The following is a 15,679-nucleotide window of genomic DNA, read 5'->3' on the forward strand; positions in this document are numbered from 1 at the left end:
TCAGTCCTTCGTTTCCGCGCCCGGCGGATCGTCCTCGATCCGGGCGTAGAGGTAGTGGTCCTGCCAGATGCCGTTGATCCTGAGATAGGATCGGAGAAGTCCTTCGCGCCGGAATCCGGCTTTTTCAAGCACGCGGATCGACCGGGCGTTGTCGGGAATACAGGCAGCTTCGATCCGGTGCAACCTCAGCGTATCGAAGGCGAAGCGCGTCACCACCTTGACCGCGTCGGTCATCAGGCCACGGCCGCTGTAGCGCTCGCCGATCCAGTAGCCGATATGGCCGCTTTGCGCGACGCCGTGGCGGATATTGCCGAGGGTGATTCCACCGACAAGCTTGGCGTTGCTTTTGTCGAAGATGAAGAAGGCTATGGCCGTTCCCTGCGCATAGTCTTCGCGATAGCGGCTGAGGCGATGCCGCCAGGCCGTGCGGTCGAGCTCGTCGGGGTTCCAGCGCGGCTCCCACGGCTCCAGGAAGGCGCGGCTTTCCCCGCGCAGCACCGACCATTCACGATAGTCGTTGGTCAGCGGCACGCGCAGCGTGACCCGGTCACCCTTCAGTGCCGGCAGGTCACGGCGAAAGAAAGGGAGCGCGAACATGACGCTTTGATGGACTTAGCCGGCGAGCTTTCGGGCCGTGGTCTGCGTGCCCGAAAGCGACTCGAGGACCGCCTCATAGGGAGCGAGCGTGCCCACCGGTCCGACGGCAGTCAGCGTCGGCTTGGTCGAAAACAGCCGTGACGACAGGTCCGTCAACCGCTCGACCGTCAACGCCGACAGCCGTTCCATCAGCTCTTCCTTGGCGATCGGCCGGCCGAACAGAAGCATTTGCCGGGCGATCTGCGAGGCGCGGCTGGCTGGGCTTTCGGCAGACATGATCAGTCCTGCACGGTACTGGGCGCGTGCCCGGTCGAGTTCCTCCTGCAGGATGGTCTCGCCGACCTTCTGCAACTCGCCGATGACCACCGGCACCAATTCGGCGATATCGCTCTGCCCGGTCGCGGCATGGACGCCGAATATGCCGGTATCGGAAAAACCCCAGTGGAAGGCATAGACCGAATAGCACAGCCCGCGCTTTTCGCGGACCTCCTGGAAAAGACGCGACGACATCCCGCCGCCAAGGATCATCGACAGGACCTGCGAGGCGTAGAAGTCGCGTACATGATAGGCGCGGCCCTCGAACCCCAGCACGATCTGCGCGTCCATCAGGTCGCGGTCCTCGCGGAAATCGCCGCCGACATATTGCGCATATTGCGGCATGGTGTTGTCGGACTTGCTGCGGAAACCGCCGAGATGCTTCTCGACCTCGCGCACGAAGTTGTCGTGCTTGATGTCGCCGGCGGCAACGACCACCATGCGCTCGGCGCCATATTGCCGTTCGATGAATTTGTGCAATTGCTTCGAGGTGAAGGATTTGACGGTTTCCGGCGTGCCGAGGATGGAGCGGCCGATCGTCTGGTGGCGGAAGGCCGTCTCGGTGAAGTGGTCGAAGACGACGTCGTCGGGTGTATCGTGTGCGGCGCCGATCTCCTGCAGGATCACATGCTGCTCGCGCTCCAGCTCCTGGGGGTCGAACTCGGATTCCTGCAGGATGTCGGACAGGATATCGACGGCCAGGGGCACGTCGTCGCTCAGCACCCTGGCATAATAGGAGGTGGTCTCGACACTGGTGGCGGCATTGATCTCGCCGCCGACATCCTCGATTTCGGAGGCGATCTCGAAGGCGCTGCGCCTTCTGGTTCCCTTGAACGCCATGTGTTCAAGCAGGTGGGCCATCCCGTGCTCTTCGCTACGCTCATTGCGGGCGCCTGATTTGATCCAGGCGCCAAGAGCGACGGATTCGAGGCTTGGAAGGGTTTCGGTGGCGACTGTCAGGCCGTTCGACAGACGGCTTACCTCAACACCCATATAGCTGATACTCCCTAATTTGCCGCCCGCGTGTGGCGGCTAACATAATCTTCCACCATTTTCAGGTCGGATGGAAGTACCGTGTATTTTTCCTCTGAAGTCATCAACCCGCCTAGCCATGCGGGCAGGGCAGGCGACACGCCGCTGGACGCTTCGACGGCGGCCGGGAACTTTGCCGGATGGGCGGTGCCCAGCACCACCATGGGCACGGCATTGGTGGCTCTTGCAACCGCAACGTGCATGGCCGCGGCCGTGTGCGGGTCGAGCAGATAGTTGCTGGCTGCGAGCGTCGAGCGGATCGTGGCGGCGACTTCGTCCATGGTCGAGCGGCCGGCGTCGAATTCGGAGCGGATCCTGGCGATCTCGCCCGCTTCGATGGTGAAGGCGCCGGACTGCTTGAGGCCGCTCATGTAGCGCCGCACGGTCGAGGCGTCGCGGCCGGCCGCCTCGAACAGCAAGCGCTCGAAATTCGAAGAGACCTGGATGTCCATCGACGGCGACGTGGTCGAAAAGACGCCTTTCGTGCGGTACTCGCCGCTCGACAGCGTGCGCGCCAGAATGTCGTTGTCGTTGGTTGCGATGATCAGCCGCTCGATCGGCAGCCCCATCTTCTTGGCGGCGTAGCCGGCGAAGATGTCGCCGAAATTGCCGGTCGGCACGGTGAACGAAATCGGCCGGTCGGGCGCGCCGAGCGACAGCGCCGATGAGAAGTAATAGACGATCTGGGCCATGATGCGGGCCCAGTTGATCGAATTGACGCCGGACAGCGATACTCGGTCGCGAAAACCGTGATCGTTGAACATGTCCTTCACCAGGCCCTGACAATCGTCGAAATTGCCGTCGACCGCCAGTGCATGGACATTTGCGGCGATGGACGTCGTCATCTGCCGCTGCTGCACCGGCGAGACCCGGCCGTGCGGGAAAAGAACGAAGATGTCGGTGCGGTTGCGCCCGGCGAAGGCATCGATGGCGGCCCCGCCGGTATCGCCGGAGGTGGCGCCGACAATGCTGGCGCGCTGGCCGCGTTCGGCAAGCACATGGTCCATCAGCCGGGCGAGAAGCTGCATGGCGACGTCCTTGAAGGCAAGCGTCGGGCCATGGAAGAGTTCCAGAACGAACATGTTCGAGCCGGTCTGCACCAGCGGGCAGACCGCCTCGTGACGGAACGTCGCATAGGCTTCGCGCACCAGGCGTTCGAACACCGGCATCGCGATCTCGCCGCCGAGAAACGGCGACAGCACGCGGATGGCGAGGTCGGGATAGGCAAGGCCGCGCATCGCGCGGATCTCAGCTGCCGAAAACTGCGGCCAGATATCAGGCACATAAAGTCCGCCATCACGCGCCAAGCCCGCCAGCACAGCGTCGGAAAATCCAAGCACGGGCGCTTCCCCGCGGGTGCTCACATATCGCATCGTCATGTTCCATTGCTGCCGGGCGGTACTGTCCGCGGCAAAGTGGTTAATTTCCGTACTTGCTCAGTCGCATTTTTGCCGCGCGGTTGATATACGTCACCCGCTTTGCGAGAGGGAAGTGCAGTTCATGGCGTTTCATACATTTAACGGTCGTTTTGTCGCGGGTCTGGCGCTCGCCGGCTTTATGCTTACCGCCGCCGGCTGCCAATCAGGCGGCAGCAGCATGCTGGGCTTCGGAAAGAAGGACACGACACCGCCACCACCGCCGGACCCCAAGGTTCTCGCCAGCCAATTGCTGGCCTATTGTCCGAAAGTGACGCTGCGCGACGGCACCGCCTTCTTCAACACCTATGCCAAGGGCAGTCAAAAGCCCAAGAAAAAAGCCGCCACCCTGGATGCAGAAGCTGCCGCGCTTGACGCGAGCAGCCGCCAGCAAGACGATTCCGCCAAGATCATCTATCAGGCCTCGATCACCGATGTGACCCGCGACTGCATCCGCGCCAACGGCTCGCTGACGATGAAGATCGCCGTCGCCGGCAAGGTCGTCCCGGGACCGATGTTCAGCCCTGGCACCATCACCATGCCGATCCGTATCGCTGTGATGCATGGCAAGGAGGTCCTTTACTCGCAGCTTCACCAACATCAGGTCCAGGTTACCAATCCCTCGAGTGCCACCCAGTTCGTCTTCACCGATTCGAACGTTGTCGTTCCCGAGCCCACCGCGCGAGACTATCAGGTGTTCGCCGGCTATGACGAAGGCCCGCCGAAGAAGACCGACAAGAAGGTTGCCGCGGCCGAATAGCCGCGGCTTTGGATCTGCGCGTCCATTTGGACGACTGCTTCACGCATCCGCCGACCACTCCGACAGGGCGGAGATCACGCTTTTCAGTTCCGCCCAGCGGCGGATGACCGTTTCGGCGCCGGCCTCGGTCAGCGCGTCGGCATGCCCGGGATAGCTGTGCGCCGCTCCGGTGAAGCCGATCACACGCATGCCGGCTGTCCTGGCGCCGGTCACGCCATGCACGGAATCCTCGATGACGAAGGTGTTCGCCGGATCGGCCTGGAGCTTTGCCGCGGCAAAGAGAAACACGTCGGGCGCCGGCTTGGACTTCCCGCTTGGTGTTTCCAGCGAGGAAAAAATCCGGCCGCTGAAAAACGGCAGCAGATGCACCTTCTCCAGCATGAATTCGATCCGCTCGGTGCGCGAATTCGAGCAGATGCAGCGCGGCGCCGTCACCGCGGCGACCGCCTCGTGCACCCCGTCGACGGCGCGCACGTCGCTGCGCAGGCGGCGGTCGACCAGGTCTTCGGCGCGATCGATCAGCGAGGCCTGGAATGGGACGCGGGATTTTTCCTCGACCCGCATCATGATGTCCTTGAAGGTCAGCCCGGCATAGGTTTCGGAAATCTCCTCAGCCGAAATCTCGTAACCGGCCGACGTCAACAGCTCGGCTTCGATGCGCGCGGCGATGATCTCGGAATCGACGAGCACGCCGTCGCAATCGAAGATGACAAGGTCTGGCTGGGGCATAGCGATCCGAAAAGCGGGAGGGAGGAGGCTGGGACGGTTCAGGCGGCGCGGCATACACCACCAGGCCGATCTTCGCAAATTACCCGGGGTCCGCACCCCAGGCCTTCACCGAATATTTACGCTGATCGGTAACCATAACAGGGAGTAAACAGTAACGCGTGCTTTGGGTGTAACAATGTCTGCCGTGCGTCTTCTCGACGAGCTTTCCCATGCTCCCCAGCAATCCGAATGGCTCGATACGATCCTGAAGGGCGATTGCGTCGCCGCGCTCGACCGGCTGCCCGAAAAATCCATCGACGTGATCTTTGCCGATCCGCCCTACAATCTGCAGCTCGACGGCGATCTGCACCGGCCCGACCAGTCCAAGGTCGATGCCGTCGACGACGACTGGGACCAGTTCGCAAGTTTTGAGGTCTACGACGCCTTCACCCGGGCCTGGCTGCTGGCGGCGCGCCGCGTGTTGAAGCCCAACGGCACCATCTGGGTCATTGGCTCCTACCACAACATTTTCAGGGTCGGCGCCAAGATGCAGGATCTGGGGTACTGGATCCTCAATGATGTCGTCTGGCGCAAGACCAATCCGATGCCGAATTTCCGCGGCCGCCGCTTCCAGAACGCCCATGAGACGATGATCTGGGCCTCGCGCGATCAGAAGGGGAAGGGTTACACCTTCAACTACGAAGCGCTGAAGGCGTCGAACGACGACATCCAGATGCGGTCCGACTGGCTGTTTCCGATCTGCACCGGCGCTGAGCGCCTCAAGAACGAAAATGGCGACAAGCTGCACCCGACGCAGAAGCCCGAAGCGCTGCTCGCCCGCATCATGATGGCCTCGACGAAGCCCGGCGATATCGTGCTCGATCCCTTCTTCGGCTCCGGCACCACCGGCGCCGTGGCCAAGCGCCTCGGCCGCCATTTCGTCGGCATCGAGCGCGAGCAGGCCTATATCGACGCCGCCAACGAGCGCATCGATGCAGTCCGGCCGCTGGACGGCGCTGCTCTTACTGTGCTTACCGGCAAGCGCGCCGAGCCGCGCGTTGCTTTCGTCAGCCTCATCGACACCGGGCTGATGCTGCCGGGCGCCACGCTCTACGACGCCAAGAAGCGCTGGGCGGCCAGGGTGCGCGCCGACGGCACTGTGGCGGTCGGCGGCAGCGCCGGATCGATCCACAAGATCGGCGCGGAAGTGCAGGGGCTGGATGCCTGCAACGGCTGGACCTTCTGGCACTATGAGCGCAGCGGCGGCCTGACCCCGATCGACGAGCTTCGCCGCATCGCCCGCCTCGGCATGGAGCGGGCAGGGGCCTGACGATAACCGCTACAGAGGTCTCGTTGCACATCGTTCTCATGCGGCGCGCAGGCCGAGGTAACGAACCATCGGGTCGAAGTCTCGGTCATCATGCAACAGCGCGTGTCCGCCCAGGATGCAGAATGTGCCGATAATCATATCGACTGTCCTGCGGATGGTGATGCCCCGCTGCCGGAGCATGCGGTAGTTTCGGGCAGCTTCGACTGCCGTCGCCGGATCCAGCATCGGCACGATGGCGAATTGTCGGAGGTTTCGCTCGATCAGTTGGGCATGCGGTTCGTTGAGCGCGCCTTGCAGCACGTCCAGCAGGATCAAGTCTCCGACCAGAATCTCCTGTGTGTCATCGAGATGCCTGAGCTTGCCGACCGAGACGCTGTCCGTATTGCGGAGATGGGCGATCCACACGGAACTGTCGACGACGATCATCGCTGCCGATCGGGCGAACGGCCTTCCCGCATGGCGTCGAGATCGCCCTCCCAGCCGGCGCCAGCAAGGGCGGCGATAGCCATATCCTGCCTGTGCCGGCGCACCAGAGTGCGCAGCGCCGCCTCAATCGTCGCTTTCTTGGTCTTGAGGCCGGAGGCGGCCATGGCCTCCGCGATCAATTCGTCGTCAAGTTCGACGTTGGTTCGCATGGTGCTTCTCGATGTGTATAGATTGGACTAAATATACACATTTTGCTCCTGACCAACAAGCCGTCACGACGAAAGAGAGGACATCTTCGACACCTAGTGGTCAGAATCTGACACTTGGTACCCGGTTGGGAGGTCGGTTCAGGGGTTCAGGGCGGTTAGCGAATCCTGAGTGGAGCGCGGAGCAACGCGACTTCGCGACGGAGTGCGGAGCTAACCGAAGTGGACCGTGCCCGGAACGGGTCTTCGGCTTACGCGTTGCAACGTGGAGGTGCCGGCTGGCGTGCATCACGACGCGCTGTTGGGTTCCCATCCAATTGTTGCCGCGATCGGACATGCGAAGCGCGCCGCAGTCATCGAAGAAAACGCCCATACATTCGTCATGTCCGCGGCGATGGGAGTGCTGGCACGACGTCAATCCAGAGGAAAGTAGATGAGTGCGTTCTCTCTTTCATCGGACGGGAAACTTGCGATAACGGCGAGCGAGACGTCGTCCAAAAATGATTTCGACTATTTGGTGGGCAACTGGAACATCAGGAATCGTACGTTGAAGGAACCACTGGCCGGCAGCGACGAGTGGGAGGAATTCGACGCGACCCAGGAGTTCCGCCAAATCCTAGTGGGTTTGGGCAACTTCGACATTTTTCATACGGAGTTGGGAGGAAAACCGTTCGAGGGCCTCACCGTGCGATTGTTCGATCCAAAGACGCGTCTCTGGACGATCTATTGGGCCGACAGCAACGCGGGCAAACTCGACGACGGAAAGGTGGGCTCGTTCAATGGCGACGAAGGCGAATTCTTCGGCCGTGAGGTTGTGGCCGGCAAGGACGTTATCGTGAAATTCCACTGGGATAAGCGCAACCCGAAAACCCCGATTTACAGCCGTGCGTTCTCCGCTGATGCAGGCAGTACGTGGGAATGGAATTGGTACTCGAAGTTTTCACGACGGTGACAGACTGAGTGGCCCAAACTAAATGCCGCTCCTTCGCGTGCAGCCAAGAGGAATCCCGAGCCGGACTCTTATGTCAGGTGGGTACCACTAGCGCGGGTAGCCGGTTCGGGTTTTCGGCGCCGCCGGAGGATCACGGTGAGCGATTCCCCAGGAAGAGTTATTGACCTTTGCCCACCGTTTCTCGAATGCTCGATTCTCTTATCCATCGGAGACCAGATCCATGAAAGCTCTTGCCTCGCCGTTTGTCGCGGCCCTCGTCATGGGTTTGTTGGCCTCTCCGGCGATTGCGCAGAACACCGGCGCAGAAAACCAGCTTGATGCGGTTATCAAGAACGGCAAGCTGCGCGTCTGTACGACCGGCGACTACAAGCCCTTCACCTTTCATGACAAGCCCGCGAACAACTACCAGGGCATCGATATCGATCTCGCAAAATCTCTGGCAAGTTCACTAGGGGTCGAGGCGGACTTCGTGGCGACTACCTGGAAAAAATTGCTTGCCGATTTTACGACCGGCAAGTGTGACATCGCGATGGGCGGTATTTCGGTGACCTTGGAACGCCAGAAGCAGGTGTTCTTCAGCGAGCCCTATCTCGTCAATGGCAAGGCACCGATTGCGCGCTGCGAGGACGAGGCAAAATTCCAACCGATTGCCGACATCAACAAGCCGGATGTGACTGTGATTGTTAATCCCGGCGGGACCAATGAGAAATTCGTGCGTGAAAAACTCAGTGACGCTAAAATTGAGATCTACCCGGACAACGTCACGATCTTCCGCCAAATCCTTGACGGCAAAGCCGATATCATGATCGCCGAATCGGTCGAAACCGAGTTGCAGGAGAAACTTCACCCCGGCCTTTGCGCGATCAACCCCGAGAAGCCGCTCCAATATGGCGAAATGGGTTATATGCTTCCTGAGGGTGCCGTTGTCTTCAAGGCCTATGTCGACCAATGGTTGCATCTTGCCAAGGCGACGGGTGAGTTCGATCGCATCTACGCTTCTCACGTCAAGTAGCGCCCGAGACGGATCCAATGGCAGCGCCATGGACCGCGCGTCTCAGCGACTGCGGTCAGGCCCGTCACAGTGATCACACTCTGACCCCCAGGCGATCGAGGTCCGCCTCGAGTGTCTTTGCGTCGGTGAACAGCACCGACTGCCAGCCGGCCGCCTTGGCGCCGTCGACATTCTTTTGGCTGTCGTCGATAAACAGCGTGGCCGCGGGCTCGAGGCCGAATGCAGTCGCGTGATGGTCGTAAATGCCCCGATCCGGCTTGATCATGCCGATCTCGCCCGAAATGGTCACACCGCGCGGGCGGTTGAGGAAGTCGAAACGCTGCCGGGCTTCGGCAAGCGTGTCGGACGCAAAATTGGTCAGCATGGTGACGTCGTGGCCGCTCTCGATCAGCTTGTCCATGAGTTGGACGCTGTCATCGTAAGCGTGCGGAACCATCTCGTGCCAGAGGCGGCGGAAGTTGCGGATGTTTTCGGCGTGGTCCGGGTATTCGGCGATCAGCAACGCCTCGGCCTCTTCCCAGGTGCGGCCGCGGTCCTGCTCGATGTTCCAGTCATGCGTGCAGACATTGTCGAAAAACCACTTTCTCTCCTCGGCATCCGGAATGATACGGCTGAACGGCAGGTTCGGATCGTAGTGGATCAGCACTCTGCCGATGTCGAAAACGATGTGGCGGATTTCGGTCATTCTTGTCCTCGTTCAACGCAGTTCAAATGGGGCGACGTGGGCGATTCAATGTGCGCGCTGCTTCTTCGTTGCGCCCGGTATCGCTGCTTCGATTACCTTTTTCATGACGGTGGGCAGTGCTTCGCCGGAAATTTCATGGGCCAGCGACCAGAAATGCCCCGCTGGGGCGGCGACATCGGCCATCGCTTTGAAGATTTCGAGTTCGAGCGCAAAATGGGTGAAGACATGGCCAATCTTCCCGGCTGGCCGCCAGTTGCCGGGGAAGGGCGCCGCCGCCGCTGTGGTGCCGCCGTCGATCCGCGCGGTCCAGCCGGTCGTCGGCACTTCGGTCATGCCGCCGAGCAGGCCCTTATCCCCACGTTTGCGCAAAAGGATGGCGCCATCGCCGCGTACGGCAACGAAAGCAGCCCCGCGCCGCAATGGTTTCTCGCCCTTCGGCAGGCGGACAGGGAAGCGTTCGGCATCGCCGGAAATAATGGCGCTGCAATCCTCGCGCAGCGGGCAGAGCCCGCAGCGCGGCCGCCGCGGCGTGCAGATCATCGCGCCGAGATCCATCATCGCCTGGGCGAAGTCGCCCGGCCTGGTCGCTGGAACCATGCGCTCGACATAGGTGCGTATGTCGCCCTTGGCCTCGCTCAGCGGCGTGACGATCGAAAACAGCCGGGAAACCACCCGCTCGACATTGCCGTCGACGACCGCGGCGGGCTGGTCGAAGGCGATCGCGGCGATCGCCGCCGCCGTGTAGGCGCCGATGCCGGGCAGCTCTCTCAAGCCAGCTTGCGTATCCGGAAACCTGCCGCCTTGCCGCGCGACGAGATTGGCGCAGGCCTTGAGATTGCGCGCGCGGGAATAATAGCCGAGTCCGGCCCAGGCCTTCATGACATCTTCGGTCGCTGAAGCGGCCAACGCCTCGATATCGGGCCATTTCTCGACAAAGGCCCGGAAATAGGATTTTACGGATTCGACCGTGGTCTGCTGCAGCATGACTTCGGAAAGCCAGACCCGGTAGGGATCGGGTCGTATGCCGCGTGCCAACTCGCGCGGCGCAATGCGCCACGGCAAGTCGCGATGATGCGCGTCGTACCAGGCGAGCAGGCGGGACGCGATCTCGCCACTTTCTCCGGATGCGGCTTTGCCGCTGTCTCCGGATGCGGTCTTGCGGGTCTGGTCGTGCAGTGCCATTGATCGAGGACTGGCCTAACCGATGCATGGTGAAGGTCGTGACTGGAGAACGCACATGGCAGGGAAAAGGCCCTTCGGCAATCCCGTTCCGGTGAGTGATCTCGCAACCCAGATCCTCGATCCGGTGCTGCGCAAGCGAGCCGGCATGTCGATCGGGCTCGTCCAGTCATGGGAGGAGATTGCCGGGCCGCGGCTTGCCAGCCGTTCGCGCCCTGAAAAGATCCAGTGGCCGCGCCGAATGCATGAAGATGATCCGTTCGAGCCGGCGGTGCTGGTCATCGCCTGCGAAGGCATCGCGGCGCTCCATCTGCAGCACGAGACCGGCGAGATCATCAACCGGGTCAACGCCTTCCTCGGCTTCAACGCTATCGGCCGGATCAGAATCGTGCAAAAGCCGGTCACGGTTGACAAAGGGCGGCTTAAACCAAGCATCCGGCCGCTGACCGCGGCCGAGAAGGTGAAGCTATCAGGCACTGTCGGAATGATCGAGGATGATCGGCTGCGCGCCTCGCTGGAGCGGCTCGGCGCCACCATTCTCGGTCAAAAGAAAACATAATCTCGCGCTTTCGTGATCGCATAGCCAAGTTTGGCGATTGGAATGGGGACGGCGATGCCTTAATTCGCGCCAACTCTCGCCTTTTCTAGCCTTTGCATTGCAAAATCCAACCATTGTCAGGTGATTCGTATGCCCCGTCTTTTGTCCCGCAGAAACCTCCTGTCGTCACTGGCCGCCATTCCGGCGGTGGCTCTGCTCGCCGCCTGCAGCGACTCGGGCGAGAAAGCCGTGGCGGAGGATGTGAAGCCTGCGGCCCCCGCCGATGCGATGAAGCCGGCCGATCCGGCAAAGCCGGCCGCTCCTGCCGCGGCCAAGGCGCCTGAGGCCCAGGGCACGGTGGACATGGCTGCGTTGCTGAAGCCCGGCGCACTGCCCGACATGCAGCTCGGCAAGGACGACGCGAAGGTCGCCATCGTCGAATATGCCTCGATGACCTGCCCGCACTGCGCGCATTTCCATGAAACCACGCTCCCGGCGCTGAAGACGAAATACATCGATACCGGCAAGGCCCGCCTTATCCTGCGCGAGTTCCCCTTCGATCCCAGCGCCGAGGCCGGTTTCATGCTGGCGCGCTGCTCCAAGGACAATTATTTCCCAATGGTGGACGTTCTGTTCAAGCAGCAGGCGAACTGGGCAGGTGTCGCCAATACCAAGGACGCCCTGCTGCAAATCTCCAAGATGGCCGGTTTTACACAGGAGTCGTTCGCGGCCTGCTTGACGGACCAGAAACTTCTGGACGATGTGAGGTCGGTCCAGAAGCGCGGCGCCGATGAATTCAAGGTCGACTCGACGCCGACCTTCTTTATCAACGGGAAGACCTACAAGGGGGCGCTGTCGATTGAGGAAATCTCGGCCATTATCGACCCTCTGCTCTGACGTCTCGGCAGCGCCGAAGCGGCTGCGCTTCGGCGTGCGCAACTTTTTGTTGCGCCGCGAGTTCTTGTCGCCAAACCGCGGAACACTTTTGCAGAACCCGCTTTTGGGGCGGCGCGAATGAAATTCTCGCGCCTTCGCCTGCTCGGTTTCAAGTCGTTCGTCGAACCCGGTGAGTTCGTCATCGAACGCGGCCTGACCGGCATCGTCGGCCCCAACGGCTGCGGCAAGTCGAACCTTGTCGAGGCGCTGCGCTGGGTGATGGGCGAAAGCTCGTACAAGAACATGCGCGCCTCCGGCATGGACGACGTCATCTTTTCCGGTTCCGGAACGCGTCCGGCCCGCAACACCGCCGAAGTCACGCTTTTCCTCGACAACAGCGACCGTAGCGCGCCCTCGGCCTTCAACGACGCGGACGAGTTGCAGGTTTCGCGTCGCATCGAGCGCGAGGCGGGTTCGCTCTACCGCATCAACGGCAAGGAAGCCCGCGCCAAGGACGTGCAGCTGCTTTTCGCCGACCAGTCGACCGGCGCCCGTTCGCCCTCGATGGTCGGGCAGGGCCGCATCGGCGAGCTGATCCAGGCCAAGCCGCAGGCGCGTCGCGCGCTGCTGGAAGAGGCGGCCGGCATTTCGGGTCTGCACACACGTCGCCACGAGGCGGAACTGCGTCTGAAAGCGGCCGAACAGAATCTGGAACGGCTGGACGATGTCGTCGGCGAGCTGGAAAGCCAGATCGAAAGTCTGAAGCGCCAGGCTCGCCAGGCCTCGCGCTTCAAGAACCTGTCGGCCGATATCCGCAAGGCTGAAGCGACGCTGCTGCATCTGCGCTGGACGCTGGCCAAGACGCAGGAAGGCGAGGCGCGCTCGGCGCTGGCGATCGCCACGGCACTGGTCGGCGACCGCGCCGCCGCCCAGATGGCTGCCGCCAGGGAGCAAGGGATCGGCGCCCATCGGTTGCCGGACCTGCGCGACGCGGAAGCCGCCGCCGCTGCCGCCTTCCAGCGCCTGTCGATCGCCAAGACGCAGATCGAGGAAGAAGCGGGCCGCATCCGCGCCCGCCAACTGGAGCTCGACCGCCGGCTCCAGCAGCTCGACGGCGACATCGTCCGCGAGGAGCGGATGGTCCGCGACAATGCGGATATTCTTGAGCGTCTCTCCGCCGAAGAAACTGCGCTCAACACCGAGAACGCCGGCGCCGCCGACCGCGAGGCCAGCACCCGCGCGGCGGTCGAACAGGCTGCGTCGACGCTTGCCGCCAGTGAAGCCAAACTCGCCGGGCTGACCGCCGAACGGGCGGAGGCCGCCGCTTCCCGCAACCAGATCGAACGAACGCTGCGCGACACCGCGGAGCGCCGCGACCGTTTCGCCCGCCAACTCGCCGATGTCGACCGGGAATTGTCCGATATCGCCTCCAGGGTCGCCGGCCTGGCCGATCCTGCCGAGAAGCAACTTCTGGTTGAACAGGCGCTGGCGCTGCTGGAGGAAACCGAAGCCGCGGCGATTGCCGCCGAACAGGCTGTCGCCGAGGCGCGCGTGGCGGAGAGCGCCGCCCGCCCGCCGGTTCAGGATGCAAAGGCCGAGCTGGCGCGAATCGAAACCGAGGCCCGCACGCTGGCCAAGATCCTGAATGCCGCGAGCGGCGACCTCTTCCCGTCCGTGCTGGAGCAGATCAGCGTCGAGCGCGGCTACGAGACGGCGCTGGGCGCCGCCCTTGGCGAAGATCTCGACGTGCCGCTCGACCGCAGCGCGCCGGTGCATTGGGGCCAAAGCGAGGTCCAGCCCGGCGACGCCGCTCTGCCCGAAGGCATCAAGAGCCTTGCCAGCGTCGTCCGCGCGCCGGCGCAACTCGCCCGCCGATTGGCGCAGATTGGCATCGTCGACACTGCTGAGGGAAGACGGTTGCAGGCGCAGCTTGCTCCCGGGCAGCGGTTGGTCAGCCGCGAAGGGGCGCTCTGGCGTTGGGACGGATTCACCGCCAGCGCCGACGCGCCGACCGCCGCCGCGCAGCGGCTGGCGCAGAAAAACCGGCTGTCCGAGCTCGACGCCGAGGCGGTCCACGCGAACCGCATCCTGCGCCAGGCCGAAGAGGCCCTTGCCGATGCCGAGCAGGCGCTTGCCCAGGCGAGCGAGGCCGAGCGCAACGCCCGTCAGGCCGGGCGTGATGCCCAGCATGGGCTGGACGCCGCCCGCAACGCGCTGGCCGAGGCCGAGAGGGCCGGCGGCGAGCTGTCGAGCCGGCGCGCCGCACTTGACGAGGCGCGCGCGCGCATCGTCGACAGCCATGAAGAGACGGCCGCGGCTTTCGTCGAGGCCGAGATGCTGCTGCAAAGCGCTCCCGATCTCGGTGATCTGCAGGTGCAGCTCGATCAGTCGGCCGCCAACGTCGCTCGCGACCGCGCCACCCTCGCCGATGCCCGCGCCGTCCATGAAGGCTTGAGGCGGGAGGCGGAAGCGCGCACGCGCCGACTCGACGCCATCGGCGCGGAGCGCCGCAACTGGCTGGAGCGCGCCGAAAACGCCTCGACGCAGATCGCCGCACTCGGCGAACGCAAGGCCGAGGCCGAAGCCGAACGCGAAAGGCTGGCCGACGCACCCGACGAGATCGACGCCAAGCGGCGCGCCTTGCTGTCGCAGCTTGCCGAGGCCGAAAGCCTGCGCCAGGCCGCCGGCGACCGGTTGCAGGAAGCGGAAAACAGGCAGTCCGAACTGGACAAGGCCGCGACATCAGCGATCCAGTCGCTGGCCGAGGCGCGCGAAACCCGCGTCCGCGCCGAAGAGCGGCTGACCGCTGCCGATGAAAGACGGCTCGAGGTCGAGGCGCGCATCCAGGAAACGCTGAACACGCCGCCGCATCTGGTCATCCGCCACACCGGCCTGGAGGCCGACAGCCCGATGCCGGAGATGACTGAGATCGAGCGTCAGCTCGACCGGCTGAAGATCGAGCGCGAGCGGCTCGGCGCCGTCAATCTGCGCGCCGAGGAAGAGCAGAAGGAGCTGTCCGACCGGCTGGAGACCATCGTTTCAGAACGCGAGGACATCATCGAGGCCATCCGCAAGCTGCGGCAGGCGATCCAGAGCCTGAACCGCGAAGGCCGCGAACGGCTGCTGGCTGCCTTCGACGTGGTCAATGGCCATTTCCAGCGGCTGTTTTCGCATCTGTTCGGCGGCGGCACAGCGGAACTGCAACTGATCGAGTCCGACGATCCGCTCGAGGCCGGTCTCGAAATCCTCGCGCGGCCACCCGGCAAGAAGCCGCAGACGATGACGCTGCTTTCCGGCGGCGAGCAGGCGTTGACGGCGATGTCGCTGATTTTTGCCGTGTTCCTGACCAATCCCGCGCCGATCTGCGTCCTCGACGAAGTCGACGCACCGCTCGACGATCACAATGTCGAGCGTTTCTGCAATCTGATGGACGAAATGGCGGCCACCACCGAGACGCGCTTCGTCATCATCACGCACAACCCGATCACCATGGCCCGCATGAACCGGCTGTTCGGGGTGACCATGGCCGAGCAGGGCGTCAGCCAACTCGTGTCGGTCGACCTGCAGGCGGCCGAGGCCCTGCGCGAGGCGAGCTGACGCGTCGACGCACAGCTTGTCGGTAGCGCCTATTGGGGCTTTCGGCTAAAA

Annotated in this window: 15 protein-coding genes; 7 read left to right on the forward strand and 8 right to left on the reverse strand. The window is 63.0% G+C overall.

From position 1 onward, the window contains the following. From AC0L3D_RS02910 to thrC, 3 genes are read right to left on the reverse strand one after another with little or no spacing between them, the layout of a single operon-like run. Window positions 1-597 carry a GNAT family N-acetyltransferase gene (locus AC0L3D_RS02910; protein ID WP_027152377.1) on the reverse strand — a complete coding sequence of 199 codons (597 nt, stop codon included), beginning with the start codon at window positions 595-597 and terminating at the stop codon, window positions 1-3. Between the two features lie 15 nt (window positions 598-612). Then, a complete protein-coding gene (locus AC0L3D_RS02915; RefSeq protein WP_027152378.1) occupies window positions 613-1,905 on the reverse strand; it encodes a M16 family metallopeptidase in 1,293 nt (430 codons plus the stop codon). Between the two features lie 14 nt (window positions 1,906-1,919). Beyond that, window positions 1,920-3,317: a threonine synthase gene (thrC, locus tag AC0L3D_RS02920; protein ID WP_473643029.1), complete on the reverse strand. Its 1,398-nt coding sequence runs from the start codon at window positions 3,315-3,317 to the stop codon at window positions 1,920-1,922. Between the two features lie 127 nt (window positions 3,318-3,444). Here thrC and AC0L3D_RS02925 point away from each other — a divergent pair, with 127 nt between their 5' ends. Continuing rightward, window positions 3,445-4,119, forward strand: coding sequence for a hypothetical protein (locus AC0L3D_RS02925; RefSeq protein ID WP_473626625.1), 675 nt, complete (start codon window positions 3,445-3,447; stop codon window positions 4,117-4,119). A 39-nt stretch (window positions 4,120-4,158) separates the two neighbouring features. Here the strand turns inward: AC0L3D_RS02925 and AC0L3D_RS02930 are convergent, their stop codons facing one another. Next, on the reverse strand, window positions 4,159-4,848 hold the full coding sequence (locus AC0L3D_RS02930) for an HAD family hydrolase (RefSeq protein ID WP_027152381.1): 690 nt from the start codon (window positions 4,846-4,848) through the stop codon (window positions 4,159-4,161). 175 nt (window positions 4,849-5,023) lie between these two features. Here AC0L3D_RS02930 and AC0L3D_RS02935 point away from each other — a divergent pair, with 175 nt between their 5' ends. Continuing rightward, window positions 5,024-6,157 carry a site-specific DNA-methyltransferase gene (locus AC0L3D_RS02935; RefSeq protein WP_023799298.1) on the forward strand — a complete coding sequence of 378 codons (1,134 nt, stop codon included), beginning with the start codon at window positions 5,024-5,026 and terminating at the stop codon, window positions 6,155-6,157. A 36-nt stretch (window positions 6,158-6,193) separates the two neighbouring features. Here AC0L3D_RS02935 and vapC read toward each other — a convergent pair whose 3' ends face one another. Together vapC and AC0L3D_RS02945 are read right to left on the reverse strand one after the other, a co-directional pair. After that, window positions 6,194-6,583 (reverse strand): type II toxin-antitoxin system VapC family toxin, encoded by a 390-nt coding sequence (gene vapC, locus AC0L3D_RS02940; RefSeq protein WP_473626425.1) that lies wholly within the window; start codon window positions 6,581-6,583, stop codon window positions 6,194-6,196. Next, the gene (locus AC0L3D_RS02945) at window positions 6,580-6,792 is read right to left on the reverse strand and encodes a type II toxin-antitoxin system VapB family antitoxin (protein WP_473626427.1); all 213 of its coding nucleotides are present in this window, start codon (window positions 6,790-6,792) and stop codon (window positions 6,580-6,582) included. Before AC0L3D_RS02945 ends, vapC begins: the two co-directional genes overlap by 4 nt. Before the next feature lie 430 nt (window positions 6,793-7,222). Here AC0L3D_RS02945 and AC0L3D_RS02950 point away from each other — a divergent pair, with 430 nt between their 5' ends. Together AC0L3D_RS02950 and AC0L3D_RS02955 are read left to right on the forward strand one after the other, a co-directional pair. Then, complete coding sequence (locus tag AC0L3D_RS02950; protein ID WP_473626428.1) at window positions 7,223-7,741, forward strand: hypothetical protein; 519 nt, start codon at window positions 7,223-7,225, stop codon at window positions 7,739-7,741. A 220-nt stretch (window positions 7,742-7,961) separates the two neighbouring features. Then, the gene (locus AC0L3D_RS02955; protein ID WP_473626429.1) at window positions 7,962-8,753 is read left to right on the forward strand and encodes a transporter substrate-binding domain-containing protein; all 792 of its coding nucleotides are present in this window, start codon (window positions 7,962-7,964) and stop codon (window positions 8,751-8,753) included. A 73-nt stretch (window positions 8,754-8,826) separates the two neighbouring features. On the opposite strand, the gene AC0L3D_RS02960 is transcribed toward AC0L3D_RS02955, so the two are convergent. Together AC0L3D_RS02960 and mutY are read right to left on the reverse strand one after the other, a co-directional pair. Continuing rightward, the gene (locus AC0L3D_RS02960) at window positions 8,827-9,438 is read right to left on the reverse strand and encodes an HAD family hydrolase (RefSeq protein ID WP_473626431.1); all 612 of its coding nucleotides are present in this window, start codon (window positions 9,436-9,438) and stop codon (window positions 8,827-8,829) included. A 45-nt stretch (window positions 9,439-9,483) separates the two neighbouring features. Next, entirely contained in the window at window positions 9,484-10,620 is a 1,137-nt protein-coding gene (gene mutY / locus AC0L3D_RS02965) for an A/G-specific adenine glycosylase (RefSeq protein WP_473626432.1), read from the reverse strand. A 55-nt stretch (window positions 10,621-10,675) separates the two neighbouring features. On the opposite strand from mutY, the gene AC0L3D_RS02970 reads away from it, so the two are divergent. From AC0L3D_RS02970 to smc, 3 genes are all read left to right on the forward strand, one after another. Further along, complete coding sequence (locus tag AC0L3D_RS02970) at window positions 10,676-11,176, forward strand: DUF721 domain-containing protein (RefSeq protein WP_473643031.1); 501 nt, start codon at window positions 10,676-10,678, stop codon at window positions 11,174-11,176. 129 nt (window positions 11,177-11,305) lie between these two features. Beyond that, on the forward strand, window positions 11,306-12,052 hold the full coding sequence (locus tag AC0L3D_RS02975; protein WP_473626435.1) for a DsbA family protein: 747 nt from the start codon (window positions 11,306-11,308) through the stop codon (window positions 12,050-12,052). Between the two features lie 117 nt (window positions 12,053-12,169). Next, complete coding sequence (smc, locus tag AC0L3D_RS02980; RefSeq protein ID WP_473643033.1) at window positions 12,170-15,628, forward strand: chromosome segregation protein SMC; 3,459 nt, start codon at window positions 12,170-12,172, stop codon at window positions 15,626-15,628. Window positions 15,629-15,679 lie beyond the last annotated feature (51 nt).

Source organism: Mesorhizobium sp. WSM4837, from assembly GCF_055811435.1.

Excerpts from the sequence above, each read along its gene's own strand:
- AC0L3D_RS02910 (WP_027152377.1), bottom strand. The coding sequence starts at position 597 with ATGTTCGCGCTCCCTTTCTTTCGCCGTGACCTGCCGGCACTGAAGGGT.
- AC0L3D_RS02915 (WP_027152378.1), bottom strand. The coding sequence starts at position 1,905 with ATGGGTGTTGAGGTAAGCCGTCTGTCGAACGGCCTGACAGTCGCCACC.
- thrC (WP_473643029.1), bottom strand. The coding sequence starts at position 3,317 with ATGCGATATGTGAGCACCCGCGGGGAAGCGCCCGTGCTTGGATTTTCC.
- AC0L3D_RS02925 (WP_473626625.1), top strand. The coding sequence starts at position 3,445 with ATGGCGTTTCATACATTTAACGGTCGTTTTGTCGCGGGTCTGGCGCTC.
- AC0L3D_RS02930 (WP_027152381.1), bottom strand. The coding sequence starts at position 4,848 with ATGCCCCAGCCAGACCTTGTCATCTTCGATTGCGACGGCGTGCTCGTC.
- AC0L3D_RS02935 (WP_023799298.1), top strand. The coding sequence starts at position 5,024 with ATGTCTGCCGTGCGTCTTCTCGACGAGCTTTCCCATGCTCCCCAGCAA.
- vapC (WP_473626425.1), bottom strand. The coding sequence starts at position 6,583 with ATGATCGTCGTCGACAGTTCCGTGTGGATCGCCCATCTCCGCAATACG.
- AC0L3D_RS02945 (WP_473626427.1), bottom strand. The coding sequence starts at position 6,792 with ATGCGAACCAACGTCGAACTTGACGACGAATTGATCGCGGAGGCCATG.
- AC0L3D_RS02950 (WP_473626428.1), top strand. The coding sequence starts at position 7,223 with ATGAGTGCGTTCTCTCTTTCATCGGACGGGAAACTTGCGATAACGGCG.
- AC0L3D_RS02955 (WP_473626429.1), top strand. The coding sequence starts at position 7,962 with ATGAAAGCTCTTGCCTCGCCGTTTGTCGCGGCCCTCGTCATGGGTTTG.
- AC0L3D_RS02960 (WP_473626431.1), bottom strand. The coding sequence starts at position 9,438 with ATGACCGAAATCCGCCACATCGTTTTCGACATCGGCAGAGTGCTGATC.
- mutY (WP_473626432.1), bottom strand. The coding sequence starts at position 10,620 with ATGGCACTGCACGACCAGACCCGCAAGACCGCATCCGGAGACAGCGGC.
- AC0L3D_RS02970 (WP_473643031.1), top strand. The coding sequence starts at position 10,676 with ATGGCAGGGAAAAGGCCCTTCGGCAATCCCGTTCCGGTGAGTGATCTC.
- AC0L3D_RS02975 (WP_473626435.1), top strand. The coding sequence starts at position 11,306 with ATGCCCCGTCTTTTGTCCCGCAGAAACCTCCTGTCGTCACTGGCCGCC.
- smc (WP_473643033.1), top strand. The coding sequence starts at position 12,170 with ATGAAATTCTCGCGCCTTCGCCTGCTCGGTTTCAAGTCGTTCGTCGAA.